At 45.3% G+C, this 25,817-nt stretch carries 22 protein-coding genes; 21 read left to right on the plus strand and 1 reads right to left on the minus strand.

Annotated elements, in window-relative coordinates; genetic code table 11:
* The first annotated feature begins 17 nt into the window (after positions 1-17).
* Both BLT41_RS00185 and BLT41_RS00190 read left to right on the plus strand, forming a co-directional pair.
* Positions 18-1,262: an HD domain-containing protein gene (locus tag BLT41_RS00185; protein WP_092157123.1), complete on the plus strand. Its 1,245-nt coding sequence runs from the start codon at positions 18-20 to the stop codon at positions 1,260-1,262.
* A gap of 180 nt (positions 1,263-1,442) precedes the next feature.
* Complete coding sequence (locus BLT41_RS00190; protein ID WP_092157124.1) at positions 1,443-1,928, plus strand: CBS domain-containing protein; 486 nt, start codon at positions 1,443-1,445, stop codon at positions 1,926-1,928.
* An 83-nt stretch (positions 1,929-2,011) separates the two neighbouring features.
* On the opposite strand, the gene BLT41_RS00195 is transcribed toward BLT41_RS00190, so the two are convergent.
* The gene (locus tag BLT41_RS00195; protein ID WP_092157125.1) at positions 2,012-3,025 is read right to left on the minus strand and encodes an HD-GYP domain-containing protein; all 1,014 of its coding nucleotides are present in this window, start codon (positions 3,023-3,025) and stop codon (positions 2,012-2,014) included.
* Between the two features lie 429 nt (positions 3,026-3,454).
* Here BLT41_RS00195 and mraZ point away from each other — a divergent pair, with 429 nt between their 5' ends.
* The 19 genes from mraZ (at position 3,455) to BLT41_RS00290 (ending at position 25,816) form a co-directional block, all read left to right on the plus strand.
* Positions 3,455-3,904 (plus strand): division/cell wall cluster transcriptional repressor MraZ, encoded by a 450-nt coding sequence (mraZ, locus tag BLT41_RS00200; RefSeq protein WP_092158750.1) that lies wholly within the window; start codon positions 3,455-3,457, stop codon positions 3,902-3,904.
* A 121-nt stretch (positions 3,905-4,025) separates the two neighbouring features.
* On the plus strand, positions 4,026-5,000 hold the full coding sequence (gene rsmH, locus BLT41_RS00205; protein WP_092157126.1) for a 16S rRNA (cytosine(1402)-N(4))-methyltransferase RsmH: 975 nt from the start codon (positions 4,026-4,028) through the stop codon (positions 4,998-5,000).
* 7 nt (positions 5,001-5,007) lie between these two features.
* Positions 5,008-5,298, plus strand: coding sequence for a hypothetical protein (locus BLT41_RS00210; RefSeq protein ID WP_092157127.1), 291 nt, complete (start codon positions 5,008-5,010; stop codon positions 5,296-5,298).
* 30 nt (positions 5,299-5,328) lie between these two features.
* Entirely contained in the window at positions 5,329-7,275 is a 1,947-nt protein-coding gene (locus tag BLT41_RS00215) for a penicillin-binding transpeptidase domain-containing protein (RefSeq protein ID WP_092157128.1), read from the plus strand.
* 12 nt (positions 7,276-7,287) lie between these two features.
* A complete protein-coding gene (locus BLT41_RS00220) occupies positions 7,288-8,745 on the plus strand; it encodes a UDP-N-acetylmuramoyl-L-alanyl-D-glutamate--2,6-diaminopimelate ligase (RefSeq protein WP_092157129.1) in 1,458 nt (485 codons plus the stop codon).
* A complete protein-coding gene (locus BLT41_RS00225) occupies positions 8,742-10,133 on the plus strand; it encodes a UDP-N-acetylmuramoyl-tripeptide--D-alanyl-D-alanine ligase (protein WP_092157130.1) in 1,392 nt (463 codons plus the stop codon). Before BLT41_RS00220 ends, BLT41_RS00225 begins: the two co-directional genes overlap by 4 nt.
* Positions 10,130-11,206, plus strand: coding sequence for a phospho-N-acetylmuramoyl-pentapeptide-transferase (mraY, locus tag BLT41_RS00230; protein WP_092157131.1), 1,077 nt, complete (start codon positions 10,130-10,132; stop codon positions 11,204-11,206). Before BLT41_RS00225 ends, mraY begins: the two co-directional genes overlap by 4 nt.
* A gap of 5 nt (positions 11,207-11,211) precedes the next feature.
* Positions 11,212-12,516, plus strand: coding sequence for a UDP-N-acetylmuramoyl-L-alanine--D-glutamate ligase (gene murD, locus BLT41_RS00235; protein ID WP_092157132.1), 1,305 nt, complete (start codon positions 11,212-11,214; stop codon positions 12,514-12,516).
* Positions 12,513-13,628, plus strand: a complete 1,116-nt coding sequence (gene ftsW / locus BLT41_RS00240) for a putative lipid II flippase FtsW (RefSeq protein ID WP_092157134.1) — start codon at positions 12,513-12,515, stop codon at positions 13,626-13,628. Before murD ends, ftsW begins: the two co-directional genes overlap by 4 nt.
* The gene (gene murG, locus BLT41_RS00245) at positions 13,628-14,710 is read left to right on the plus strand and encodes an undecaprenyldiphospho-muramoylpentapeptide beta-N-acetylglucosaminyltransferase (protein ID WP_092157135.1); all 1,083 of its coding nucleotides are present in this window, start codon (positions 13,628-13,630) and stop codon (positions 14,708-14,710) included. The genes ftsW and murG overlap by 1 nt, the downstream gene beginning before the upstream one ends.
* 53 nt (positions 14,711-14,763) lie before the next feature.
* A complete protein-coding gene (murC, locus tag BLT41_RS00250; protein ID WP_092158752.1) occupies positions 14,764-16,185 on the plus strand; it encodes a UDP-N-acetylmuramate--L-alanine ligase in 1,422 nt (473 codons plus the stop codon).
* Positions 16,186-16,214: 29 nt separating this feature from the next.
* Positions 16,215-17,087 carry a UDP-N-acetylmuramate dehydrogenase gene (gene murB, locus BLT41_RS00255; RefSeq protein ID WP_092157136.1) on the plus strand — a complete coding sequence of 291 codons (873 nt, stop codon included), beginning with the start codon at positions 16,215-16,217 and terminating at the stop codon, positions 17,085-17,087.
* Positions 17,084-17,950, plus strand: coding sequence for a cell division protein FtsQ/DivIB (locus BLT41_RS00260; RefSeq protein WP_092157137.1), 867 nt, complete (start codon positions 17,084-17,086; stop codon positions 17,948-17,950). Before murB ends, BLT41_RS00260 begins: the two co-directional genes overlap by 4 nt.
* 39 nt (positions 17,951-17,989) lie before the next feature.
* Positions 17,990-19,219 (plus strand): cell division protein FtsA, encoded by a 1,230-nt coding sequence (ftsA, locus tag BLT41_RS00265; protein ID WP_092157139.1) that lies wholly within the window; start codon positions 17,990-17,992, stop codon positions 19,217-19,219.
* A 90-nt stretch (positions 19,220-19,309) separates the two neighbouring features.
* Positions 19,310-20,563 (plus strand): cell division protein FtsZ, encoded by a 1,254-nt coding sequence (gene ftsZ / locus BLT41_RS00270; RefSeq protein WP_092158754.1) that lies wholly within the window; start codon positions 19,310-19,312, stop codon positions 20,561-20,563.
* A 68-nt stretch (positions 20,564-20,631) separates the two neighbouring features.
* Entirely contained in the window at positions 20,632-22,332 is a 1,701-nt protein-coding gene (locus BLT41_RS00275; RefSeq protein WP_092157140.1) for a radical SAM protein, read from the plus strand.
* A gap of 189 nt (positions 22,333-22,521) precedes the next feature.
* A complete protein-coding gene (locus BLT41_RS00280) occupies positions 22,522-23,007 on the plus strand; it encodes a Spy/CpxP family protein refolding chaperone (protein WP_092157141.1) in 486 nt (161 codons plus the stop codon).
* Positions 23,008-23,198: 191 nt separating this feature from the next.
* A complete protein-coding gene (locus BLT41_RS00285) occupies positions 23,199-24,080 on the plus strand; it encodes a DUF4405 domain-containing protein (RefSeq protein WP_092157151.1) in 882 nt (293 codons plus the stop codon).
* Positions 24,081-24,100: 20 nt separating this feature from the next.
* Entirely contained in the window at positions 24,101-25,816 is a 1,716-nt protein-coding gene (locus BLT41_RS00290) for a two-component system sensor histidine kinase NtrB (RefSeq protein WP_092157153.1), read from the plus strand.
* The last annotated feature ends 1 nt before the right edge of the window (position 25,817 follow it).

Here is a 25,817-nt window from a genome sequence, read left to right on the forward strand (position 1 = left end):
AATTCACGAGGTCTATTATGCCCAATATACGAAAAAGCCTGCTCCAACTCATTTTTTCCGGCTCATTTATGAAACGCTGGAATGACAAACTTCGCCCGATGGAACTGGTGGAAGTGGATAAACAGGCCCACAAAATGATTGCAGCATGGATTCTTTTCACTCTAAACAGTGAACACATGGATCAGCGCGAGAAAATTCAGCTTGGAAACGAAATTGTTGAAGGTGGAATCTTCGAATACCTGTTCAGAATGGTAATTACAGATATTAAACCTCCTGTATTCTACCGCATCAAAGAAAACCCGGAACACTACCGCAAACTATCCGAGTGGGTGCTGAAACAACTACGCCCCCGCTTGATGCCTCTTGGACTGGAATTCTGGGAAAGACTCAAAAAATTTCACTTAAATCCTGATGACAAATCTCTTTCTGCCAGGATTTTAGCAGCATCACACATGTACGCAAGCTACTCAGAATTCAAACTTCTCAAACACCTTAACCAGCCTGACGATGAACTCCTCGAAATCGAAGATAGTTTCAGATCGCGCCTTGAAAGCTATTCAGACCTTAAAGGAACTCAGGAACTACTCAATTCTGAATCAACGGCTCTGGGCAGATTTGCTGACCTTTGCGGACGGCTTAGATTTCAAACAAGGTGGTCTCAAACTCCTAGAATTCCTGAGACGTCTGTTCTTGGACATGTTTATATTGTCGCGACCTATGCATGGTTTTTCAGTCTTGAAATCGGAGCATGTCCCGCAAGACGGCAGAACAATTTTTTCACAGGACTATTTCATGACCTGCCGGAACTGCTTACCCGCGATATTATATCCCCTGTAAAAAAAGCAGATCCGACCATAGGTGATTTAATCAAAGAGTATGAAGATCAGGAACTTGAAAGCAAGATTATGAAACCACTTATTAATAACGGCTATGAATCCATCGCTTCAAGATTAGGATATTTCCTTGGGTCAGAAACGGGATCGGAATTCCAGTCAGCTGCAATAATCGGCGGTTTTGCAAAAAAGGTCACAACAGAAGAACTCGATTCCCGTTACAATGACGACTGCTATGACCCCCGAGACGGTGAACTTCTCAAACTTTGTGATCATCTGTCAGCATTCATGGAAGCATATAATTCCCTGCAAAACGGAATAACTTCAGCATCTCTACAGCAGGCATACTGGAGAATAAGCCAGAACTACATGGAAAACCCGGTAGTTGCAGGTATTCATGTAGGCCCGCTGCTTGCTGATTTCGATTAATTTTACTTTTAAGAATCTATAGCAAAAGGATTTCTTTTATACCCCTTACTCTTTACGAAAAGGGCCAGTATATGCTTTAACTTATTGCCAGTAGGAAAAAGCAAATGAATGCTTGCTCATATTTACTGAGACCTGTACGTTTTTCATATAAATAACAACAGCTTTGCGAAGGAGATGCTGATGCTGCTGAGAAAAAGAGCCTGGGACATGATGCGCGAAGATTTTGCTACTATTGATGAATCAGCAAGTCTTGCCGAAACAATAAGGCTTCTCCGGGACAGTATGAAAACTGCCCCTGATAATAATATCGTCGTGGTAAAAACTAAAAAGGGTTCTCTTCGAGGAGTTGCATCCATATGGACCATGCTCAAGGCTGTGGAAGATAAAGTCCTCAAAGATGAAGATCTGCGCCTGAATGAAGACACAGACTGGGACCGAGCATTCAAAAGAGCTGGAACAGCCTGCTGTCACAGCACACTTGATGATCACATTGAAACAGATATCCCCATCCTTAAACCGACAGACCCTATGCTTGTTGTGCTGGAAATATTCCGCAAAAAACATCGCTCATGGGCATTGGTGCAGGAAGGCGGAAGCATAATAGGTGTCGTCCTGATAAGTGACGTATACCGTGAATTAACTCGAGATCTAGTCACACAGTTTTAATAATTTATCAGCCCTCAAAAAAAACAGCCCGCAATCTTAGATTGCGGGCTGTTCTGTTATACGCCTAATTCTTTTGAACTGAATTACTTTTTTACAGTCAAAGCCCATGCTTGAATGTACTTAGTGACTTCAGGATCATATTTGGCATCCTGAGAAATCATCGAGGCAGCTTTAACCGGCTCAATAGCCTCTGTATAAGGCCTGATGGTAATCATGGAACAATAAGAATCCACCGCAGCGCAAATTCTGCCAAGCTGAGTTATCTCTTTCCCTGATTTTTTCTGAGGATATCCTTTTCCATTCAAGCGCTCATGATGTTCAATTACACAAGCTTCAATTTCTTTATATTTAAGATCCAACTTACTCAACATTTCATAACCGATCAAAGGGTGCTTATCTATTTTGTTACGTTCATCCGTGGTCAACGGTTTCGGTTTTTCACGAATGAAAGCAGGTATTTTAGTCATTCCAAGATCATGAAGAAACATGCCGGCTGTAAGTCTGTTAAAATGATTCCGGGTAATCTCTTTTTTAACAAACGAATCTGCTTTTATTCTGATGAATATTGCAAGCCCGAGAACTCCGCTGTTAACACTGTGTTTAGCCAGAGAGTGTTCCTTGTGGAGACGTTTTGCCAAAGCTTTGATTCTATGTACGTCATCCCAGAGATACTCTGTGAGCACCATCAAATCGGACCACAGTTTTTCTAAGACAGCCGCAATCGGCTGATCAAAAAATTCCGTCATACGCATTGTTAACGCTTCAATAAAAATATCAGCTATTTCGCTTTCTTTAAGATTACGATCAATAAGAACCAAATCAAGCTGATAAGCTATATGCTTTACATAAACAGCATGATCAGCACGGGATACAAATATCAATCCCTCCTGAACCAAGCCTGAAAGCTCTTCGATGCGTTCTTTGCTGAGTCTCTCTCCGACTTTATAGTACGAAGCTATACGGCCGATATCCTCTTTAAAAAGAAAAATATCCAAAGGTGGTCTGAACTTGTTAAAACTTTGAAGAATATCAGCAGTTATCTGATAAAATTCCTCATTCAACCCCTCAGGAACTGACATTTTACCTTTCGCATTCATACCGTAACACTCTCCAAAAGTAGGACAACTTTCCGTAAGATTTAACTACACAACATTATCCAAACGATCTTTACGTAATTTACAGAAAGCTTTCCCCCTAAAAAAAACAACTCTTTCCTAAAAATACTCACCCTATAGCAAAAGCCTATAGCATTCATATTCCCATTCGTGAAGAGTCTCTCACTTAAGATAGTATTTTTTAGTAATTATTTTTTAAAAAACACATTTTTTTTTATTCTCCAAAGTAGTTTTCTAAAGTCCATATATTTAAACTGTTAAAACACCAAAAAAAGAATTTAACGCCCGTGTTCAGTACATTTTTGTACTGCCATTTTTTTAAAGAGGTATTGACTTTTTGCATATTTTCACACACAGGTGGAGAGACGGGGGGAATTGGTGGTAGAACTGTGTAATTAAGTGGTAGACGGAATGAAATTTAGAAGTCACGCTCATCGAAGCATGGATGCCAAAGGCAGACTGATGCTTACACCGGAATTCCGGGATCAGATTTACTCTGATTCTGCGGAAGGTCTCGTGACTTTAACTATTTTTGAAGGAAACATCGTCGGTTTCACTCCTCCTGACTGGGCTATTCTTGAAGAAAACCTTGCTAAAATCAAGAATCCAAGCCGAAGTCTGAGAAATTTCATCCGTATTATCATTTCCGGTTCTGAAGAAGTTCACCTTGATAAACAAGGTCGAATCACCATCCCCTCCCATTTGCGTAAAAGCGGTAAGCTGGACAAGGAAATTGTTCTGGCTGGAGTCGGCGACAGGTTTGAAGTCTGGGACAAAAGAGCTTTTGAAGCTCTGCTTGAACAGGATTTCGACGACGTTTCCGAGGAATTATCTCAGAGCGGAGTAGAGCTTCCGTTCTAGACATCGCTTCATCGCCCCACTGTTGCACATAGTTCTTATTTAATTTTGGAAACTTAATTTCCTTAAGCCACCAAAGATTCAAAAAGTTCCCCCCAGAACCCAAAGATTGAATCAGGAAGTTATGGAAACAAAGAATACGACCCCTGAAAAGGTTCACACCTCTGTTCTACTTAAAGAAGTCATTGACTGGATCGCCCCTAAACCCGGAGGTCTGTATCTTGATGGAACTTTAGGTATGGGCGGACATTCCAGTGCTATTCTGGAAGCTGCCGGCGAAGGCGCTCAATTGATAGGACTGGATAGAGATGAACAGGCTCTTGATCTTGCAGAAGTGAGACTGGCTCCTTTCGAAGACAGGGCTCACCGGTTTCATTTGGCCTTCAGCAAATTTGAAGAAGCTCTTAATGAAATGGGCTGGGAAAAAATTGATGGAGTAATTCTGGATCTAGGAGTTTCATCTTTGCACCTTGACCGGGCTGAAAGAGGTTTCAGCTTTGCTAAAGACGGTCCGCTGGACATGCGAATGGACCCTTCAGGAGGAATGCCTCCTGCTTCAAGTATTGTAAATAAAGCATCTTATTCCGATCTTGTCAGAATAATTAAAATGTACGGAGAAGAACCTCTGGGTTCAAAGATCGCAAGCGCTATCATTAAGGCAAGAGAAATAAAAAAGATAACAACCACTCTGGAACTGGCTGCTATTGTTTCTAAAACTTACCCAGCCAAGCGGCGGGCTTTATCCAGAACACATCCGGCAACAAGAACATTTCAGGGTTTACGCATTGCAGTCAATTCAGAGCTTGAAGAGCTTAAAAAATTTCTGCACAGAATCCCCGAAAGACTCAATCCCGGAGCTAGAGTCGCGGTTATATCCTTCCATTCACTGGAAGACAGAATAGTTAAAAGATCTTTTAGAGATGAATCCAAAGAATGTGACTGTCTGCCAATGCAGCCGGTATGCACGTGTGGAAACAAACAAAGAATGAACGTGCTGACAAAAAAACCTATTCTGCCCACAGAAGAGGAAATGGAAGTCAATCCACGTAGCCGAAGCGCAAAACTCCGAGTGGCTGAAAGGTCACAGGAAAAAAAGTGATCCTGTCATGAAAAATGACCCCAAAGGCATCGCTTTAGCCCTGACCGCAACAATGGCCTCAGCTCTTATTTTAGGGCTTATATCGGTCTGGCTTAATATAGAACGTGTCGACAAGGCTTATAATTTAAGACGAATGGAAAAAATACTTAATGAGCAGGAAGCTCTTGAAGGGAAACTGGAAGTTGAAAACAACAACCTTCTCTCCCCGATAAGATTAAGAAAATTGGCGAAAAAGTACGGATTCGGCCCAGCCTCACAGGGGCAAATAAGAAGACCCCGTGAGAACAGAAAGCAATAGCACCGACAACTAAAAACAGGAGCCTGAATCGTGGCAAAAAGGAAAAAAGAAAACCTGAAGTCGAGCAAAAATAAAATGCTCTTCGTCATGGTTCTTTTCGCCCTTTTGTGGACAGGGCTACTTGGTAGAGCCGCATGGTTGCAGCTTTATAAAGGCGCTGATCTTTCACGACTTGCACTGCGCCAACATCTTGCGGCGGAACTTGAACGCGGAGAACGCGGTTCCATTTTTGACCGAAACGGTAATTTACTTGCAACAAGTGTTGAAGCTTCATCGCTTTATATACGCCCTGTAAATGTCAAAGACGTTGGAAGGACTGTAACTAAGCTTTCAAAGATCCTTGGAATATCAAGGTCTAAACTTAAAAAAAGTCTTTCCAAGAAATCGAATTTCATCTGGATTAAAAGGCAGCTCGACGATAGAGCCGCCAATAAGATAAAAAAGGCAAAATTGCCTGGAGTTTACCTGACAACGGAATTTGTCAGGCTGTATCCCTACAACCATCTGGCAGGACAACTGCTCGGATTCGCAGGGATTGACGGAAAAGGTCTTGAAGGTCTCGAAAAAGAATTTAATGACCGCCTTGCAGGACGCAAAGCACAATTCGTGGTTCAAAGGGACGCATCAGGACGCAGGCTCTATCTTGATGAGATGGGTCGTGAAGTTGATATCAGAGGCAAAGACATTCACCTGACTATTGATTCGCATCTGCAATCAGTGGCTGAAAATACTCTGGTTGAAACTATAAAAAAATACGATGCGAAATGGGGTACGGCAATTGTTGTGGAAGTTGCGACAGGAGAAATCCTCGCACTGGCCAACTGTCCGAGATTCAACCCGAATATTTTCCGCACCAGCTCTCCTAAGACATGGAGAAACCGTGCGGCGATTGACGTGGTCGAGCCGGGTTCTACAATGAAACCCTTCTTGATCGCCGCCGCTTTAAAACATGGAGTAATAACTCCTGAAAAACTCATCGACTGCGAAGGCGGAAGATGGAACCTGAACGGAAAGTACATAAAAGATACGCATAAATATGGCTGGCTGCCGGCTCATAAGGTGCTCAGATATTCCAGCAATATCGGCTCAGCAAAAATCGGACTTGAACTTGGTGCTCAAAATTATCACAAGTTTCTGATCGACGTTGGATTCGGTAGAAAAACAGGTTTGCCTCTACCCGGTGACCGGGTCGGTTCAATCCGCCCTGCCGCAGACTGGAACGAAATTGATCTTGCAGCGGGATCATTTGGACAAGGCATAGGGGTCACGGCTCTACAAATGGCGAAAGCCTTTTTATGTGTTGCCAACAAAGGAATTGCGAAACCTTTGAGATTGGTGCAATTGCCCCGGTCCGAAGAAGACGAAGCACCTAAAAGAATTTTCAGTGCAGACGTAGCAGAAAAAGTTCTCTCCATGATGCGTGAGGTTGTTCAGGAAGATGGGACTGGAAGACGCGCCAGAATCAGCGGAACAACCGTTGCTGGTAAATCCGGAACGGCGCAAAAAGCAGGCAAAGGCGGATACGGCGATCAATATATGGCCTCTTTTGTCGGCATGGTTCCGGGATACAACCCCGAATATATCGTGGTTGTACTAGTCGACAGCCCGACTGTGAATCATTACGGCGGAACAGTTGCCGCGCCTGTAGTTAAAACAATCATGACCGAGGCTCTTGCCTACTACGGCAAGTTGCCGGAAAAGCAGAACTCGCTTCCGGTCATGGCGGCAAAGATGGAAACATCTTCTGAAATGCCCAAAAAAGCGGTGAGGTTAAACTCAACGCTTAAAGCTGTTTCCGGAGAAACAGTACCTGATGTAAAAGGAATGCCCATTCGCAGGGCTGTTGAAATAATGGTGAAGAAAGGATTCATTCCCAAACTGAAAGGTCAGGGAATGACAATAATCAAACAGGTTCCCCCCGCAGGCGATAAATGGCCTGAGGAAAAGAACGCAGAAATCGTTCTCTGGTTATCTTAAAGAAAGGCGAAGATGTCAGACATTATTATGGACATAGCAAAATGGAACAGACTCCTCGATAAAGTAAAAGAGGGGCTCATGGTTCGTACCGATTCGCGGGAAGTGCAGGATGGCGACGTTTTTGTCGCTATTTCCGGCCCTCTTTGCGATGGCGCTGATTTTGTGAAACAAGCCATTAAGAACGGAGCCGCATATATTGTTTGTGCCTCTCAGATCGACACAGAATCAGCAGAACTGATTCTTCACTCTGATCCCCGCAAAGCGCTGGTGGATCTCGCTAAAGCATATTTCAAGACCGACAGCAGCACAGTTAAAATTGTCGGGATTACCGGAACAAACGGTAAAACAACTACATCTTACCTCATCGAGCAGATGCTTACCTCAGCAGGTATGAAAGTGGGAGTTATCGGAACCGTCAGTTACCGCTGGCCCGGTTTCGAGATGGATGCACCTCTCACCACTCCCGGCTGTTGGCAACTGCATGAAATGCTCGCGCAGATGAACGAAGCAAATGTCGACGTCATGGTGATGGAAGTGTCGTCACATGCCCTTGATCAGGAACGCGTCGCCGGGCTGAATTTTAATGCGGCTATTCTGACAAATGTCACTCAGGATCACCTTGATTATCATGGTGATATGGAATCATATTTTGAAGCTAAATCTCTGTTGTTCAGCCACTATCCTCTGACTGACAAGCGTGGAATCATAAATTTTGATGACCCATACGGGAAAAGACTTCTGGAATCTTACTCTCCTTCCATCGGATTCGGGCTTGGATCTCCTGACGAACTCAGCGGTGACAATCTTTGCGGTGAAATGATTTCATGCACTGGCAAAGGAATGGTTCTGAAAATGACTTTCGGTACGGATACATGGGAAATAGAAACCGACTTTATCGGTAAGCATAACGGCTCAAACCTGCTTGCAGCTCAAGCAGTGGGACTGCATCTGGGCCTTACGCCTGAACAGCTGAAAGCAACATCTTTTCATGGAGTTCCCGGAAGGCTTGAAAGAGTAAGAAATGATCACGGGTTCGATATTTTTGTGGACTACGCTCATACTCCCGATGCTCTTAAAAATGTACTTTCCACTTTGAAGGATTTGAATTTCAAAAGAATCATCACTGTTTTCGGATGCGGCGGCGACAGAGACAAAACAAAACGTCCTCTCATGGCAGAAGCTGCATGCAAATATTCGGATGTGGCTGTGCTGACATCAGATAATCCGAGAACAGAAGATCCCCTTGAGATAATCAAAGACGTCCGCCCCGGCATGAAAGGTTGCCCTATGACTATAGAGGAACCGGACAGAGCTGTAGCGATTCGTAAAGCTGTAAAAGAAATGACCTCCGAAGATGTCCTGCTTATAGCCGGAAAAGGTCATGAAACATATCAGATCATAGGAACGGAAAAACGCGACTTCAGCGATGTGCAGGAAGTCACTCTGGCAATCAAGGAGATATACGGTTGAAACTAACCTTATGTGAACTTGAAAAACAGCTCAGAGGGGGAAGTGAAATCCCCTGTGCAGAAGACACCGAAATCACAGCCGTGCGTATAGACAGCAGGCTCGTGAGAAAAGGTGATGTTTTCTTCTGTGTAGACGGTGCAAATTACGACGGCCACAATTTTGCGGCAGCCGCTCTTAAGGCTGGAGCTGTTGCAGTTGTTACATCACAGCATATGCCGGAGCTTGATGGCAAACCGGTCATTATGGTGAGAAACACAGTAGCGGCTCTCGGTAAACTTGCTGCATATTGGCGCACTCGCTCAAAAGCAAAAATGATCGCGGTGACAGGTTCAGCCGGGAAAACCACCGTTAAAGAAATGCTGGCTCATGTCATTGCCGGAAAGCACTCTGTTCACAAAAATTTCATGAACCTGAACAACCAGATAGGACTGCCCATGTCCATGCTGGAAGCTACAGGTGACGAAGATTTCTGGGTAATGGAACTTGGAATAAGTCTTCTGGGAGATATGGCGGAACTCGGACCCGTGGCAATGCCGGACATGGCAATTATCCATAACATCGGTCCCGCACACCTTGAAGGTCTAGGCTCAATGGAAAACGTTGCAGCTTCAAAAGCATCGCTTTTCAAATATCTGCAACCGGATGGAAAAGGACTGTGCTGTAAAGATCACACTCTGCTCTGGAACGCAGCATCCGAGCTGACCGAACCGATTTCTTTTTCTTCTCAGGATAAAAGAGCATTTTATTATAGCGAACTGCTTGAAACCCTGCCGGACGGCACTGGACGTTTCCTTATTAAAGCCGGAAATGAAACGGCTGAGACAATTTTGCCGACCTGCGGTTCTCATTTCGCTGAAAACGCTGCCGCTGTAACCTGTGCGGCTTCACTGCTCGGGTTCAATCTGCAGGAAATTGCTGACAGATTAAATACTGTACAATTGCCGAAACAAAGATTTCACTGCCACGCTCTCGGAAAGTGGACACTTATAGACGATTCATACAATGCGAATCCTCTTTCCATGAACAAGGCAATAGACACAGCAAAACAGATTGCTAAAGAAAGACCTCTGGTTCTGGTACTCGGAGATATGCTCGAACTTGGTGATGATGCTGTGGAGGCTCATCGCGAACTAGGCAAAAAAATCGCTGCGATCAAACCGGATGTAACTTTCTATTACGGTAAACATTACGATGATGTTGCTTCAAGCACAAACGGCTCAACTTTTGTTCCGGTGAACAAGCCATCGGAATTTTTGAACGGAATACATGAGCTTGGACTGAATGATGCGGTGGTTCTTTTTAAAGGGTCAAGATCCTGCCGCATGGAAAATTACTTCCACGCACTTAATAACGAGGTCACTGGGGAGACCGGAGGAAACAAAGCATGATTTATCATTTTCTTGTCCCCCTGAGCGCACAAATCAGTGCTTTGAATGTTTTCAGATATATCACATTCAGATCAATCTACGCCCTGCTGACTGCACTGATAATTACTATCGTTCTCGGCCCTGCCATGATGCGCTGGCTGCAAAGAATCAAGTGCGGTCAATACATTCAGGAAGACGGCCCTCAGCATCAATGCAAAGCTGGAACCCCTACCATGGGCGGCCTGCTTTTAGGATTCGGAGTATTAATTTCCACCCTTCTTTGGGCGGATCTTTCAAACGTATATGTATGGTTGACAATGTTCGTGTTTGTGGGATTCGGAGCTGTCGGTTTTGTCGATGACTACATCAAAGTGGTCAAAAAACAAAATAAAGGTCTCTCAGCCGTTGCAAAACTCGGAGGACAGTTGATCGTTGCCGGAATCGCAGTTGCGCTCCTTATTATGCAGCCCGCTTATTCCACGGAACTTTCAGTCCCGTTCTTTAAAAACATAAGCCCTGATCTAGGCTGGTTCTATCTGCCGTTTGCACTGCTGGTTCTCATTGGTTCATCCAACGGAGTAAATCTTACAGACGGACTCGACGGACTGGCTATCGGACCTTCCATTGTCGGAGCGAGTTGTTTTGCATTTTTTATTTATGTTGCGGGACATGTCGGAATAGCAAGTTACCTGAACGTCACCCACGTTCCCGGAGTGGGAGAAGTAACCGTTTTTTGCGGAGCTTTGGTCGGAGCAGGACTGGGATTCCTCTGGTACAACGCCTATCCCGCTCAAATTTTCATGGGTGATGTGGGATCGCTCAGTATAGGTGGAGTTTTAGGTTTTATCGCGGTTCTAGCCAAACAGGAACTTCTCTTGACCATCGTAGGCGGAGTTTTTGTTTTCGAAACTCTCTCGGTAATTCTTCAGGTTGGATATTTTAAATTCAGCGGTGGCAAACGGATTTTCCGCATGGCTCCGCTTCATCATCATTTTGAACACAAAGGCGTTCCTGAATCAAAGATCGTCATAAGATTCTGGATACTTTCAGTATTAATGGCCTTAATGGCTTTAAGCACCCTGAAACTCAGGTAAATAAAATGGATAGCGAATTCGTCAAACAGGTCACTAAGACCCGCATGTTTACTAACCGACTGGCCGTTGTTGCCGGAGCCGGACGCTCAGGGCTTGCCGCCGCAAGGTTGCTTCACGCCCTCGGTGCGACAGTGCGTATTGTTGATGAAAACAAAAATATTACTGAAGATATTCTGAACGGTCTCGGTGCGGATGCACAGCTTATGATCGGCCCCGCTTGCCCGGAACAATTCAAAGGAGCCGACGTTATAGTCGTCAGCCCCGGTGTTCCTGTCCGGAAAATCAAACCGATGCTTGGCGACATGCCGGAAAGAAAAATCATTTCCGAATTGGAACTGGCTTCATGGTTTGCAGACGAGCCTATGATTGCCATCACCGGAACGAACGGAAAAACAACGACCACTGCACTCATAACGCACATACTTGAACACTCGGGCAGAAAAGCATTTGCGGGAGCCAACTACGGAACTCCCCTCTCCGAATACATTCTGGCTAAAGGACAGTGTGATGTTCTTGTTCTTGAAGTTTCAAGCTTTCAATTACAAAACTGCCACCTTTTCAGACCTGATGTTGCGATTCTTCTTAACATTTCAGCTAATCATCTGGATTACCATCTGGATATGGATGAATACGTTTCCGCTAAGCTTAAAATCTTCGAACGGCAGGCTCCGGATGCACTTGCAATCCTTCCGGCTTCGATGTGCAATGAACTGAATCCGGCTGAATTCACAAAAGCTTCAGTCAAATGGTTCGACGGAAAAAACGTTAAAGAACAACCGAATCTTCCCGGCATACATAACCGCTCTAACATCGAAGCGGCATGGCTTGCCCTTGAAAAATTAGGACTGACCAAAGAAGAAATTCAAGCGGGTATTGATTCATTCAAAGGAAAACGCCATCGCATTGAAAATCTAGGTTCTGTAAACGGAGTAACCTTTATTAACGACTCAAAAGGTACAAACCTTGATGCGGTCGTTGCCGCGCTCGGCAGCTTTGACGGTCCTATAAGACTCTTGCTTGGCGGAGTGTTTAAAGGCGGAAAGGTTGCGGATCTAATTCCTGCTATGAAAGGAAAAGTTACAGAAGTAGCGCTGTTCGGAGCTGGACGGGAACATTTTGAATCCCCTTTGAAAAACGATTTTAAAATTTCGTGGCACGAGAATCTCGAAAAGGCAGTTAATACTCTTTTCGCAAACTCAATGGCAGGAGATACAATTCTGCTTTCACCTGCCACTGCAAGCTTTGACGCATACACAGGATATGATGCCAGAGGCGATGATTTCAAAAGGATCATGGAGGAGCTGTCTTGAATAAAAAGAAGACACTTTCCGATAAACCGGAACGCCCGGACTATTGGCTCTTAGGTGCCGCATTATTGCTGGCATGCTTCGGGCTTATGATGGTTCTCTCTGCCAGCGGCATTATGGCGGAACGGTTTTTCGATGATAAATACCTGTTTTTCAGAAAACAGGCTATCTTCCTTGCGACTGGCGTCTTTATGATGTTCATATGCTCAAAACTGCCTAAGTCCTTTTTTTACAATATGGTTTATGTATGGCTTATGGTGGCGTTCCTGCTATTATTTCTATGCGATTTCACGCCTCTTTCTATCTCAGCCGGCGGAGCTAAACGGTGGATTGCAATGGGACCGCTAAGAATACAGCCACTTGAGTTCTGTAAACCAGCGCTAATACTGTATCTGGCCTACTTTTTCTCGCGCAAGCAGGACATGATCAGATCGTTCAGCATAGGCTTCCTGCCGCCTTTCGCCATTACCGGTGCATTGTGCCTGCTGCTTATGCTTCAGCCTGATTTCGGTGGAGCAGTATTCCTTGCCATGATCCTGTTTTTCATGAGTCTGGTTGGCGGAACCCGCATATCATATCTGTTTACCTCCCTCCTTTTCGCAGGCGGCGCAGGATATCTGCTGATTACAAGCTCGCCTTACAGACTAAAGCGTATGACAGCTTTCATGGACCCCTTTAAAAGCGCTCAAAACGAAGGTTATCAGCTAGTTCAGTCGCTATATGCTTTCGGTTCAGGAAACATTTTCGGACAAGGTCTTGGCGCCGGTAAACAAAAATTATTCTTCCTACCGGAAGCACACAATGACTTCATCATGGCTGTAGTCGGCGAAGAACTCGGTTTTGCGGGAGTTACAGTCGTATTTCTTGTTATCGGATTCCTGCTTTGGCGTGGCTTTAAAATAGCTCTGGCACAGGATGATCTTCAAGACAGATTCACAGCTTACGGAATGACAATCATGCTTGCACTCGGATTTACTCTGAATCTAGCTGTGGTCATGGGCGCTGTACCTCCGAAAGGAGTCCCGATGCCCTTCGTAAGTTACGGTGGTTCCAGCATGCTGATATCATGCGTTTGTATAGGCATTCTCCTCAACCTTTCGAGGGGGAAAGTCTGATGAAACGCATCATCATCACCACAGGAGGCACCGGTGGACACGTTTTCCCTGCTTTGGCAGTTGCTGCTAAAATTCAGGAAAAACACCCACACTGTGAAATCCTTTTCCTCGGCGGCAAAGGGCCGGAAAAAGACATGGTAAGACATGCAGGAATCGAATTTATAGGTCTTCCGGCAAAGGGAGTTCTAGGCGGCGGGTTTAAAAGAATTTTCGGTTCGTTTTGGATATTTAAAGCTTTTGTTCTTTCAATAAAAGAACTTGTAAATTTTAAACCGGAAGCAGTCATAGGTTTCGGTGGATATGCCGGATTCTGTCCAGTGCTCGCAGCATGGATGCTCGGAATTCCTACTGCGATACACGAACAGAACAGCATTCCGGGAATTACAAACAGGATACTCGGTAAAATTTCAAAGGCAGTCTTCACCTCTTTTGAAGATGAAAACGAAGCTTTCCCGGCAGAAAAGGTTGATGTTGTCGGAAATCCTGTTCGTAAAGAAATAATTGATTTCGGCAGTCAGGCAAAAGAGATGAATGTACTTATTTTTGGCGGAAGTCAGGGTGCGACCGCAATCAACAATGCAGTTATCGAAGCACTGCCCATGCTCAAAGATGCAGATATCAATCTGCGGCACCAGACAGGGAAAGAAGATTTTGAACGAGTTAAAACTGAATATAAAAAGGCAGCTGTAAATTCCATGACAGTGTCTTCGTTCATTCATGATATGTCCGCCGCATATTCAGACGCTCAGCTTGTGGTTTGTCGCGCGGGAGCATCTACAGTTTTTGAAATTGCGGCAGCAGGAAAACCGGCGATTTTTATCCCGTTTCCACAGGCCACGCATGACCACCAGACCGCCAATGCCGATTCTCTGGAAAAACTCGGCGCGGCCAAGGTCATTCCACAGAATAAACTGACCGGAAAAGTGCTGGCCCATGAAATATTGAACTTAATTTTAGATCAGGACGCGCTTCAAGAAATGGGCAAACAGGCCCTCAAATTTGCACGCCCGGAAGCAGCCGCCGCAATAGTGGACGGCCTCGAAATAATTATTCGCATGAAAAAGGTGAGAGGTTTAGCATGATCGCAGCAGAAGGACCTAACGTACCGGCAAATATGGACACAGCATGTCCCCTTATGCGCAGCAGAGTAAGTACCATTCATATGATCGGTATCGGCGGCTCAGGCATGAGCGGAATAGCCGAAGTTCTGATCAATATGGGCTTTACCATTACAGGCTCTGACCTTGCGGCAGGAGATCCGGTTAAAAGGCTTCTCAAAATGGGCGCACAGGTTTTCATCGGACACGGCGCTGAGAACGTAACTGACGCGGATGTTGTGGTAAAATCCACTGCAATTGCAGATGATAATCCAGAACTGATCAAAGCTCGCGAACTGGGTATTCCAATTATTCCAAGAGCGGAAATGCTTGCTGAGCTCATGAGACTGCGCTCCGGTATAGCCGTTGCCGGAACACATGGCAAAACAACGACAACTTCATTGCTTGCAACAATTTTTACTGAAGCAGGACTTGATCCTACTGTAATTATCGGCGGCAAATTAAATACATTCGGCAGCAACGCCCGCCTAGGCGATGGACAGTTTCTCATCGCGGAAGCAGACGAATCAGACGGTTCATTCCTCTGCCTGTCACCGATCATCACCGTTGTGACCAACGTTGATATGGATCACATGGATTTCTATCCTGATCAGGAAGCCATAGACACATCATTCAGAACTTTTATGAATGCCATTCCTTTCTATGGAATGAATGTTGTCTGCGGAGATGATCCCGGAGTAATGAGACTTCTGCCTTCCATCAAACGTCCGTACATCACTTACGGTCTGGGCAAGCAGAACAGACTCAGAGCTGAAATCCTTTCTTGCGAAGTACGCAGTCTTTTTAAAGTTTTTCTTGATGATGAACTTCTCGGTGAAGTTTCACTTGCCCAGCCCGGGAAACACAATGTGCTGAATGCTCTTGGAGCAATAGGCGTGTCCCTTGAAGCCGGACTCGATAAAAAAGCAATTCTTCAAGGACTCTCAAACTTCATGGGAGTCGGGCGCAGATTTGAAAGAAAAGGTGAATGCAAAGGTGTTCTGGTTGTGGATGACTACGGACATCACCCCGCAGAAATCAGAGCGACCATTGAAACAGCAAAAGCCTGTTATCCTACAAGACGACTGGTCATAGCTTTTCAGCCGCACAGATTTACACGGACACAGGCACTTTTCGGAGACTTCTGCAAGACTTTCGAACTGGCTGATGAGCTTCTGCTCACTGAAATTTATCCGGCATCTGAATCCCCAATTCCCGGCGTTAACGGGATGTCACTGGCTCAGGGAATCAGACAGGTGAGTTCAACTAAAGTACGTTTTTATCCAGACTTTGAAATGATGGAAAATGAGCTCCCGAACATTTTGAAACCCGGTGATATTTTCATAACCCAAGGTGCAGGATCTATTTATCGTATCGGTGAAAACTTTTTGAAATATCTGGAAAATGAATCTGAAAATGATTCAGCATCCGAAACAGCTGAAACAATTACTCAGCTTTAAAAGCGAAGAGTAATGGCAGAGGAAAAGTAATGACACTTGAATTGCTTCATGAACCGAAAATGGCAGACCTTACCTCTTTAGGTATAGGCGGAACTGCCAGAGCGCTCGCAAAAGTGCGGGACGAAGCGGGTCTGGACGAGCTGGCTTTCTTTCACGAGAAAGAGGCAGCCGGACTTATCGCTATCGGGGAAGGAAGCAATATGCTCGCAGCTGATGGAAAGCTGAATATTGCATTCGTGCATATGGCCCTTGCAAAAAAAACCGAGCCTGAAATATCCGGTCTGACAGTCAGAGTCTCTGCCGACACAAGACTGCCCGGTTTGCTCGCATTTCTAATTCGCAACGGCCTCAGCGGAATGGAAGGATTAGCAGGAATTCCCGGTTCTGTAGGCGGCAGCATCGCCATGAATGCCGGTTCGTACGGCACAGACATGGCTGCTTCAGTCACGAGAGTACGACTCTGGACTCCAAGCAAAGGGCTGTTCTGGAAAAACGTAGATGAAATGAACTTTGGATACAGACACTTTTCTCCCGAAACAGGTGAATTCACCTTGATATGGGAAGCAGAATTTTTACTGAACCGCTCCACTGAAGCAGTAGTTAAGAGCAAAGTTCAGGAAGTTTTCAGTAAAAAGAAAAGCTCACAGCCTGTTCTTGAAAAAACAGCAGGCTGCGTTTTCAAAAACCCGGAAGGTTACAGCGCTGGAAAACTTCTGGATGATGCAGGATTCAAAGGCAAGACTTTAGGGGGCATGGCTTTTTCTGAAATGCACGCAAATTTTCTGGTGAATAAAGAACAGGGGACGGGAGCAGAGGCATTAGAGCTTTTGGACATGGCCACCGAAGCCGTTAGTAATAAATTCGGTATAACTCTTGAGACGGAGGTCATAGTACTACAATGAGCGTTGCAAGATTAAACAAAAGCCGTCTGAACCTGAATAACACCGACAGGAAAACACGTGCCCGCAATGTCAACAAGATGCGTAGAGAGCCGTCTCGTCCGCTTTCAGATGTTTTAACAACTCTGTTTCGCAAGACGTGCATATCTTCCGTCTGCCTGCTGATGCTGGCAATAGTAGGACTCGGCTGCCTTGCCGGATATCGCTGGCTTACAGCACATCCCTACTTTGCATTGCAGGATATCAAGGTCACTGGAAACCATCGACTGTCTTATGGGGAAATTCTTGGAATTTCTGAGGTTGGACTGAATAAAAACAGTCTTGCTGTTAACATCGGAGACGTTGAAGGCAGACTGAGCCAGAACCATTGGATTAAATCCGCAGCGGTAAAACGTGAACTTCCGGGCAATCTGTCTATCCATGTAAGGGAAAAAACTCCTCAGTTCATGGTTAGACAAAGCGACAAACTTTTCTATTGTGACAGTTCAGGAGAACTGATTGCACCGGTTGCACCGGGCAAGTTCACCTCTCTGCCATTTTTAAATATTGAATCAGATGCCATGGGAAAAGCTGAAATACTTCCGGAATTTATGGCAGTTTTAAGCAGAAGAGAGCTTCCTTTTGATCCGGGCCAAATCGCATGGATCAACATCAAAGGCGGCGACAGAATGGAAATTTTCATGGACAACCTCGGCCTGACAATTAGGCTGGGGCTGGACAACTGGCAAGAACATCTTTCGGACCTGAACATCGTCTGGCATGACCTTAAAAACCGGGGAGAGTTCAGGAATGTTGCGACTATATCAGCTGGAAATGGTAGGGTCTGGGTTGAAAAACGGACTTCCGGCCAAGTAGCGTCGCAATGAAAAATGCCCCAATATCTAAGGTGATGAGGAGAAAATATTATGGCCAAATCTGATCTGATAGTCGGCCTCGACGTAGGCACCACTAAGATCTGTGCTGTTGTCGGAGAGGCTACAGCTGACGGAGTCGATATTGTAGGCATCGGCACTGCACCTTCTACGGGACTTCGTAAAGGGGTTGTGGTTAACATCGAGCAGACAGTTCAGTCGATAAAGAAAGCTCTTGAAGAAGCTGAACTGATGGCTGGATGTGAAATCCGTTCCGTTTACGCAGGCATAGCAGGAAGTCACATCAAAGGTTTTAACAGCCATGGAGTCATAGCTGTTAAAGGCGGAGAAGTGACGCAAAAGGATGTGGACAGAGTTATCGACGCAGCGAAAGCTGTTGCTATCCCACTTGATAGGGAAGTAATTCACACCCTGCCGCAGGAATTTATAGTAGATGACCAGCGCGGTATTGCAGATCCGCTGGGCATGGCCGGTGTGCGCCTTGAAGTTAAGGTTCACATTGTAACCGGTGCTGTGACATCAGCGCAGAATATCATTCGCTCATGTCACCGTTCAGGACTGGATGTATCAGACATCGTCCTTGAATCGCTTGCTTCAAGCAAGGCTGTTCTTTCTGAAGAAGAAAGAGAAATCGGCGTTGCCATTGTAGATATCGGAGGCGGCACAACCGACCTCGCAATTTTTGCAAATGATTCAATTAAGCACACCTCGGTTATCGCCCTGGGAGGCAATAACCTGACCAATGATATCGCTTTCGGCCTTAGAACGCCCATGGGTTCGGCAGAACAGATCAAGGTCAAATACGGAACGGCTCTGACCGATCTCGTCACAACTGATGAGACCATCGAAGTTCCTTCCGTTGGAGGACGTGACCATCGCAAGATGTCTAAACGTGTTCTTGCTGAAATATGCGAGCCGCGTTGTGAAGAGATCATAGCCTTGGTGGATCAAGAACTGGTTCGAAGCGGCTACAAGAATCTGATTGCAGCCGGAGTTGTACTTACCGGTGGAACTTCACTGGTGGATGGCATGCAGGAACTTGCTGAACAGGTTTTCGACCTTCCGGTACGCATTGGTTATCCAGCCGGAATCGGAGGCCTTAAAGACGTTGTTCACAGTCCCAAATACGCAACTGCGGTGGGTCTGCTTATGTACGGCGCTGAAAAGGAAGGCAGCACTGAACAAGTATTCCGTATTCGAGATGAAAATGTTTTCAACCGCATTCTGGGCAGGATGCGTAAGTGGTTCACCGATATAGCTTAGTCACGGCTGCATCAGGTGAAGGCTTTCCCGGACCCGATCATCCGGGGAATTGAAATTAATGGAAGCTTAAACAGGGGAATGAAAATGATGATGGATTACATGGAAATCGAAAACGACGGTCATGCAAAAATTAAGGTAATCGGTTGTGGTGGCGGTGGTGGAAACGCTATCAACAACATGATTCAATCCGCTCTTACAGGCGTTCGCTTTATTGCTGCGAACACCGATGTTCAGGATATCAACAAATCTCTTGCTGAATACAAAATTCAGCTCGGCGACCAGCTGACTAAAGGTCTCGGCGCCGGCGCCAACCCGGATATCGGTAAAAATGCCGCACTCGAAAGCATCGAGCTGATCCGTGAACTCGTCTGCGACTGCGACATGGTTTTCGTCACAGCCGGTATGGGCGGCGGAACCGGAACCGGAGCAGCTCCTGTTATCGCTCAGATTGCGAAAGAAGCAGGCGCCCTCACAGTAGCAGTTGTCACCAAACCTTTCTATTTTGAAGGCAAACGCAGACTTCTTCAGGCTGAAAAAGGTATTGAAGAACTCAAAAGCGTTGTTGACTCAATTATCACTATTCCTAACGACCGCCTTCTCCAGCTTGCAGCTAAAAAAGCAGCCTTCTCGGAAATGCTGAAAAAAGCTGATGAAGTTCTTTACTACGGTGTTAAAGGTATTGCCGATCTGATTACTGTTCACGGTTTAATCAACCTTGACTTTGCTGACGTTAAAGCAGTTATGTCCAGCTCAGGTCTCGCTCTCATGGGAACAGGAATCGCAAGAGGCGAAAACAGAGCTCGTGAAGCTGCAATGAAAGCTATCACAAGTCCTCTTCTTGAAGATGTTTCCATCGAAGGCGCTAAAGGCGTACTCATCAACATCACCTGCTCTCCTGACATGACCATTGATGAAGTCAGCGAAGCAGCAAGTATTATTTATGAAGAAGCTCACGAAGATGCACAGATTTTCTTCGGAACTGTTTTCGACCCTGAAGCAGGCGACGAAATGCGCATCACAGTTATTGCAACAGGCATCGAAACTGCTGAAGAAAAAACTATGCAGCCTGTGTGCGAAATACAGCAGCCTGTCCGCTCGAACATTACTCCGAGAGGAATGGCTCCAAGAGCAAAAGAACACGGTAACGTAAGACAGCTCGGTAACCCTCATTCAGAAGAAGACCGTTCTATCCCCGCATATCTGCGCACCGGTGCAAAACCTGCGGAAGCAGCCGGAAAACCGGAATCAGTTAGAAGTGCTGCAAACTCCGGAGGAGAAGAATTTATCTTCCACGATGATGACGATTTTGAAGTTCCTACTTTCATCCGCAAACAGGCTGATTAATTCTGTCTGCATATGAATAATAATACGGAAACAACTCGGATGAACCGGAACACATCGGACCTTGATACATGTCAGTAAAAGAAGATTTCTTCTATTATGGACGTGAAGAACCCGCAGCCGAAGAGACTGGTGGACGTCTGCCCACGGCCCTAGTCTTCCCCGGCAGAAAGGGTGCTGCGCTCTCCACTTTAGGATGGCAGGCTGTTTATCGCCTGCTGGCTCCTGATACGGAACTTGCAGTAGAAAGGTTTTTTATAAGTGAACCGGGTAAACCTGCTGTTTCCATGGACAGTGACAAAGATCTGTCCGAGTTTCCCCTGATCGGCTTCAGCATAAACTTCGAGGAAGAGTATCTCTACCCCGTAAGAATGCTGAAAGATTCGGGTGTTCCGGCCTTAGCGTCGGAACGCCCGGGCTTCCCGCTGGTTATGGCCGGAGGTCCGGTTGCATTTTTAAATCCTGCACCCATTGCGGCTTTTTTCGATTTTTTCTGGGTTGGAGAAGCCGAAGCCGGACTTAAAGATTTATGCGTCGAACTTAAACGGCACATATATGACGGTGGAAGTAAAGATGACTTTCTTGAACTAATTAAGGACAGATACGGAGTATATGTTCCGGGTAAGACCATGAATAAGGTCAAACGAGCCGTTGTTCTCCCTGAAACCAACGCGGAAAATAATCAAGTCCCTTTATTAACAACACCTGCATACTCATGCTTCATCAGTCCTGAAGCTGTTTTCAAAGACATGTTCCTCGTTGAAGTAAACAGAGGATGTCCTTACGGATGCCGTTTCTGCGCGGCAGGATATATTTATAGACCTCCCAGACACGCATCTATTGATAAGCTGAAAGAAATTGTTGAACTCGCAGATCCGCCTAAAGTGGGACTAATCGGAACAGCTCTTACCGACTGGCCCGATCTTCTTCCATATATCAACTGGCTCAAAGACAGAAAAACAAAATTTTCCTTATCCTCAGTCAGAGCTGACGGACTTACCGAAGAATTGCTCGACACTTTACGAGCTTCCGGTGTTCGCACTGTGACCTTGGCTTTAGAAGGTGCAAGTAAGCGACTGCGGGACAGTGCAAGTAAAAATCTTGAAGAAGAGGATTTCCTGCGCGCTGTAGAACTTTGCGCATCCAAAGGTGTAAATCATTTAAGAATTTACATCATCGTAGGTTGGCCCGGTGAAACCGACGAAGATTATGAAGAATTTGCCTGCATGCTCGAAAAAATTGATCAGGCCCGTAACCGCGGACAGGGTAAAAAGAAAAAGCAGTACATGCGCATCACCCTTGGCGCCAGTTGCCTCGTGCCGAAACCGTGGACTCCATTACAATGGTCTGCCATGCCTTCTGAAAAAGAGCTTAAAGATGTCCTTTCAAAAGTGAGTTCGCTTACAAAAAAATATAAAGGTATCGCCTTTTCCGGAGATTCGCCTTTCCAAGCCAGACTGCAAGGAATTCTTGCCCGCGGAAACGAAGAACTGCATAAATTTATTATGATAGCAGCAGAAAAAGGCGGCTGGAAAAAAGCTTTCAAATACTACGAAGGCGACCTTGAAAATATTATTGACCACAATCTGGATAAAAACGATCCGCTACCATGGGATTTTATTGATACGGGCATAAACAAAGCTTATCTGTGGCGTGAATGGGAACGCTATCAGCAAGGAGTTATTACACCTCCATGTCCTCCGAAAGGTTGCGCCGAATGCCGGTCCTGTGGAATGTACAAATGGATCACAGACGAAGCTGAAAACCACTAATCAGCCTGCACCATAGCTCTCCTCAACCTGCACTTGTGCAGTTAATGTGCAGACAACTGCACATAAACAGACACTCACATCTTACGTAAAACAACATAAGACCCTAATATTACATAACTAAAAATTTTGGCACGCATACTGCTATAAGTTAATTCGAGAGGGCAACAACTTTTAACAACAGGAGATCATATGAATAAAAAAACCTTGATCCCATTAATAGTCGTGTTTGTATTATCAATGGCAGCAGTAGCCATGGCACGCGGTGGCTCCCAGAACGGATACCACAATGGGGGCAACAGGGCTGTATTCAACCAGCTAACGCCAGAAAAACAGCAGCAAGCTCAAGCAATCATGGACAAGTACACACCTACTTTCCAAACACTCCAGAATCAGCAGTGGGCCAAACGGACCGAACTTAATGCTCTTGTAAATTCAGGCAAGGCAGACAAAGAAACAATCCATGCATTGGTAAAAGATCTCTCTGATGTAAGAGAAAAAATGTTTACCACTCATCAGAAGATGGCCGCTGAATTAGAAAAAGAAACCGGAATTACTTTCTCCGGACCAAGAAACGGATCTAGAGGGATGATGCAGGGCGGCAATAATGGCTGCGGCAACAATTACCAAAAAAATCAAAATTGCGGTTCACCGCAGGGATGTCCCCGCTTTAACTAAGCAATTGAATTAAGCGTTCATCTACACATAATTAGGAAAACGGGTAAAAAGGAGGACTTCTTAGTCCTCCTTTTTTATTAATTGCCTTTCTAACACGACAAGATTTACGCTATACGTAACAGAACGAAAACAAATGAATCAGGTTACTCAATATTTTTCATTAAACGTTCCATACGAATAGGAGGCTTTGCATGTTTAGAAAAATCACTTCACTAATCAGTTTCTTCGCAATTATCGTTATGTCTTTAACAAGTGTAATTCTCTACCTCGTGCCTCAAGGAAGAGTTGCATACTGGGCCGACTGGAAATTTCTATGGCTTACAAAAGAACAATGGGGTGATATTCATATCTGCACCGGAGTCCTATTTCTTTTTGTTTCAATCCTTCATATCTGGCTCAACTGGAAACCCATCACCGCATATTTGAAAAAAAAGGCAGCAGCAGCGACCTTTTCATCCACAGCTTTCTTTATCAGCATTTTCATCACTCTGTACGTAGTAGTGGGAACTTTAGCCGGACTGCCCCCTATGAAACAAGTACTTGAATTTTCGACACACCTGAAAACTCAGGGAGAAATTAAATACGGAGTTCCACCTTACGGTCATGCAGAACTCAGCCCTCTTTCAGTTTTCTGCAAACGCATGGAGCTAGATATTGATAAGGCTGTTGCTTCAATCAAAGCAGCCGGAATTGAAATTAAAAATCCCGCACAATCAATCAAAGAAATTGCCCATAAAGCCGGACTTACTCCAAAAGAACTTCACGAAATTATTTTGAAAGATCAGCCGAACCAAGCTGCCAATATAAAATCCGGAGCTCCGATCAACAAATCCGGCATAAATCAAAATTCAGGGAACATTAAAGGCGCTGGAATGCATAACGGTGCCGGAACAGGTCTAGGCCAAATGACACTTGAGCAATATTGCGAAAGACAGAATCTTGATCTGAATACGGCTCTCGGAATACTTAGAGAAAAAGGTGCGGTTGTTGACAAGTCTACAACCATCCGAGACATTGCCGGGATGCTTGAAATGACATCTCCGCGTCAAATCGGAATACTTCTGCACCCTTAAGAGAATAAATAGAATCATCCATGGAATTAAGTTCACAAAGATCACAAAAACTGCCGCTCGCTTTAGCGCTTCTGGCTCTGCTGTTACTTGGAGCAGGTTCCCTCTACCTTACGTGGCAGAACCTGCGTCAGATGCACCAGACTGTGTTTGAGCATATGCTTCTTTCTGCTAAATCCATCACCCGCGGGCTTGATATTCAGCTCTCCGACGGAATGCGCAGAATGAGACGGCAGGGAATGCACAACAAACAGGCACAAGAAAACCTTACTCCGGCGGCAAGAGATCTTTTCAAAGAAATGGTTGCACAGGGAGATCTGCTTTTTATCGGGTTATACGGTCCCGATAACAAACCTATCGTGGTCGTCGGACAAGGAAACGCTGCGACATCATTCACTCCCCCGGCCCCCATCTTTAATATGATCCAAAAACTCAACGAATCCAGTACTCCGGCTATGATCAACGGAAAAGCGGCTTTACTGTACGGTACGCTGGGACAACCGCATCTGCTCAGATTATACGGTCATAGAAACAACAAATTTCTACCACCTCAAAAAAGACAGACCTATCTACTGCTTGGTTTGAATGCCGAAAAACACCTCGCCCAGTTTAAACAGTACAGGCGTGCGGCACTCATGCAGACTGGCTATATTTTTCTAGCTGGATTTGTTCTATGGCTACTTGCCGTCGCCTACTTTCAACGCCGGGAAGAAGACAAACAGCTTATGAAACTTGAAAGATTTCAGGCTAATCTACTCGACAATATGCCGGATGGATTACTTACCCTTTCACCGGAGGGATCTATTTTAGCTGCCAACGGATCTGCCCATTCACTGCTCAACAGCACAGATGGAGAAACCCTTGTCGGCCGGAACTGGAAAAATTTTTCTTTTGAACCAATTCAAAAATTCAGACGGGGTGAAGTTCTTTGGGAGCATGTTAAACTTAATGGAAAAAATCTTGAGCTGATCATTTTCCCGTACTTTGAAAGTCCCGAAGAATACCGGACCATGATCATTATAAGAGACAGAACAGATATCGCCGTACTGGAAGACGACCTCAGCGAAGCCCGGAGACTGGCCTCAATAGGCTCACTTGCAGCAGGTGTCGCGCATGAAATCCGCAATCCACTAAGTTCTTTACGAGGTTTTGCTCAACTTTTTGCTGACAAATTAAAAGATGAAAAACCTTACGGAATGTATGCAACCACCATGCTCGAAGAAGCCGACAGGTTAAACCGGGTTGTTACCGACCTGCTGTACCTGTCAAAACCTCATGAGCTGGAGCCGCAAATCGTTAACTTAAACGACATATGTGAAACCATGAATACCCTTATGGGGTTTGAACTGGAACACAAAGGGGCTACCATTGAAAGTAACCTTGAAGTGCATGAAGTTTTTGCAGATCCAGACGGAATTCGTCAGGTTCTCTTAAATCTTCTGGTAAACAGCCTTGACGTCGTCCCGGAAGGTGAAGGTAAAATATTCATCAACGCAAAAACAGATGAACACGGTGTCTGGATAAGCGTCTGTGACAACGGTCCCGGCATGCCAGAAGATATACGCAAACATGCGCTTGAACCTTTCTTTACGGCTAAACCGAAAGGGACCGGACTCGGTCTTGCCATAGTAAACACCATTATGCGCGGCCATAGCGGCCGAGTAACAATTCCTTCTTCCGCTTCGACGGGAACGTGTGTAGAACTTTTCTTCCCAAGCTTACGCAACGAAGGATCATAAC

This window comes from Maridesulfovibrio ferrireducens (genome assembly GCF_900101105.1).
Classification (GTDB): domain Bacteria; phylum Desulfobacterota; class Desulfovibrionia; order Desulfovibrionales; family Desulfovibrionaceae; genus Maridesulfovibrio; species Maridesulfovibrio ferrireducens.

Excerpts from the sequence above, each read along its gene's own strand:
- murG (WP_092157135.1), top strand. The coding sequence starts at position 13,628 with ATGAAACGCATCATCATCACCACAGGAGGCACCGGTGGACACGTTTTC.
- murC (WP_092158752.1), top strand. The coding sequence starts at position 14,764 with ATGCGCAGCAGAGTAAGTACCATTCATATGATCGGTATCGGCGGCTCA.
- BLT41_RS00185 (WP_092157123.1), top strand. The coding sequence starts at position 18 with ATGCCCAATATACGAAAAAGCCTGCTCCAACTCATTTTTTCCGGCTCA.
- ftsA (WP_092157139.1), top strand. The coding sequence starts at position 17,990 with ATGGCCAAATCTGATCTGATAGTCGGCCTCGACGTAGGCACCACTAAG.
- BLT41_RS00290 (WP_092157153.1), top strand. The coding sequence starts at position 24,101 with ATGGAATTAAGTTCACAAAGATCACAAAAACTGCCGCTCGCTTTAGCG.
- mraY (WP_092157131.1), top strand. The coding sequence starts at position 10,130 with ATGATTTATCATTTTCTTGTCCCCCTGAGCGCACAAATCAGTGCTTTG.
- murD (WP_092157132.1), top strand. The coding sequence starts at position 11,212 with ATGGATAGCGAATTCGTCAAACAGGTCACTAAGACCCGCATGTTTACT.
- mraZ (WP_092158750.1), top strand. The coding sequence starts at position 3,455 with ATGAAATTTAGAAGTCACGCTCATCGAAGCATGGATGCCAAAGGCAGA.
- BLT41_RS00260 (WP_092157137.1), top strand. The coding sequence starts at position 17,084 with ATGAGCGTTGCAAGATTAAACAAAAGCCGTCTGAACCTGAATAACACC.
- BLT41_RS00285 (WP_092157151.1), top strand. The coding sequence starts at position 23,199 with ATGTTTAGAAAAATCACTTCACTAATCAGTTTCTTCGCAATTATCGTT.
- BLT41_RS00210 (WP_092157127.1), top strand. The coding sequence starts at position 5,008 with ATGAAAAATGACCCCAAAGGCATCGCTTTAGCCCTGACCGCAACAATG.
- BLT41_RS00220 (WP_092157129.1), top strand. The coding sequence starts at position 7,288 with ATGTCAGACATTATTATGGACATAGCAAAATGGAACAGACTCCTCGAT.
- BLT41_RS00190 (WP_092157124.1), top strand. The coding sequence starts at position 1,443 with ATGCTGCTGAGAAAAAGAGCCTGGGACATGATGCGCGAAGATTTTGCT.
- BLT41_RS00195 (WP_092157125.1), bottom strand. The coding sequence starts at position 3,025 with ATGAATGCGAAAGGTAAAATGTCAGTTCCTGAGGGGTTGAATGAGGAA.
- ftsZ (WP_092158754.1), top strand. The coding sequence starts at position 19,310 with ATGGATTACATGGAAATCGAAAACGACGGTCATGCAAAAATTAAGGTA.
- murB (WP_092157136.1), top strand. The coding sequence starts at position 16,215 with ATGACACTTGAATTGCTTCATGAACCGAAAATGGCAGACCTTACCTCT.
- rsmH (WP_092157126.1), top strand. The coding sequence starts at position 4,026 with ATGGAAACAAAGAATACGACCCCTGAAAAGGTTCACACCTCTGTTCTA.
- BLT41_RS00280 (WP_092157141.1), top strand. The coding sequence starts at position 22,522 with ATGAATAAAAAAACCTTGATCCCATTAATAGTCGTGTTTGTATTATCA.
- BLT41_RS00275 (WP_092157140.1), top strand. The coding sequence starts at position 20,632 with ATGTCAGTAAAAGAAGATTTCTTCTATTATGGACGTGAAGAACCCGCA.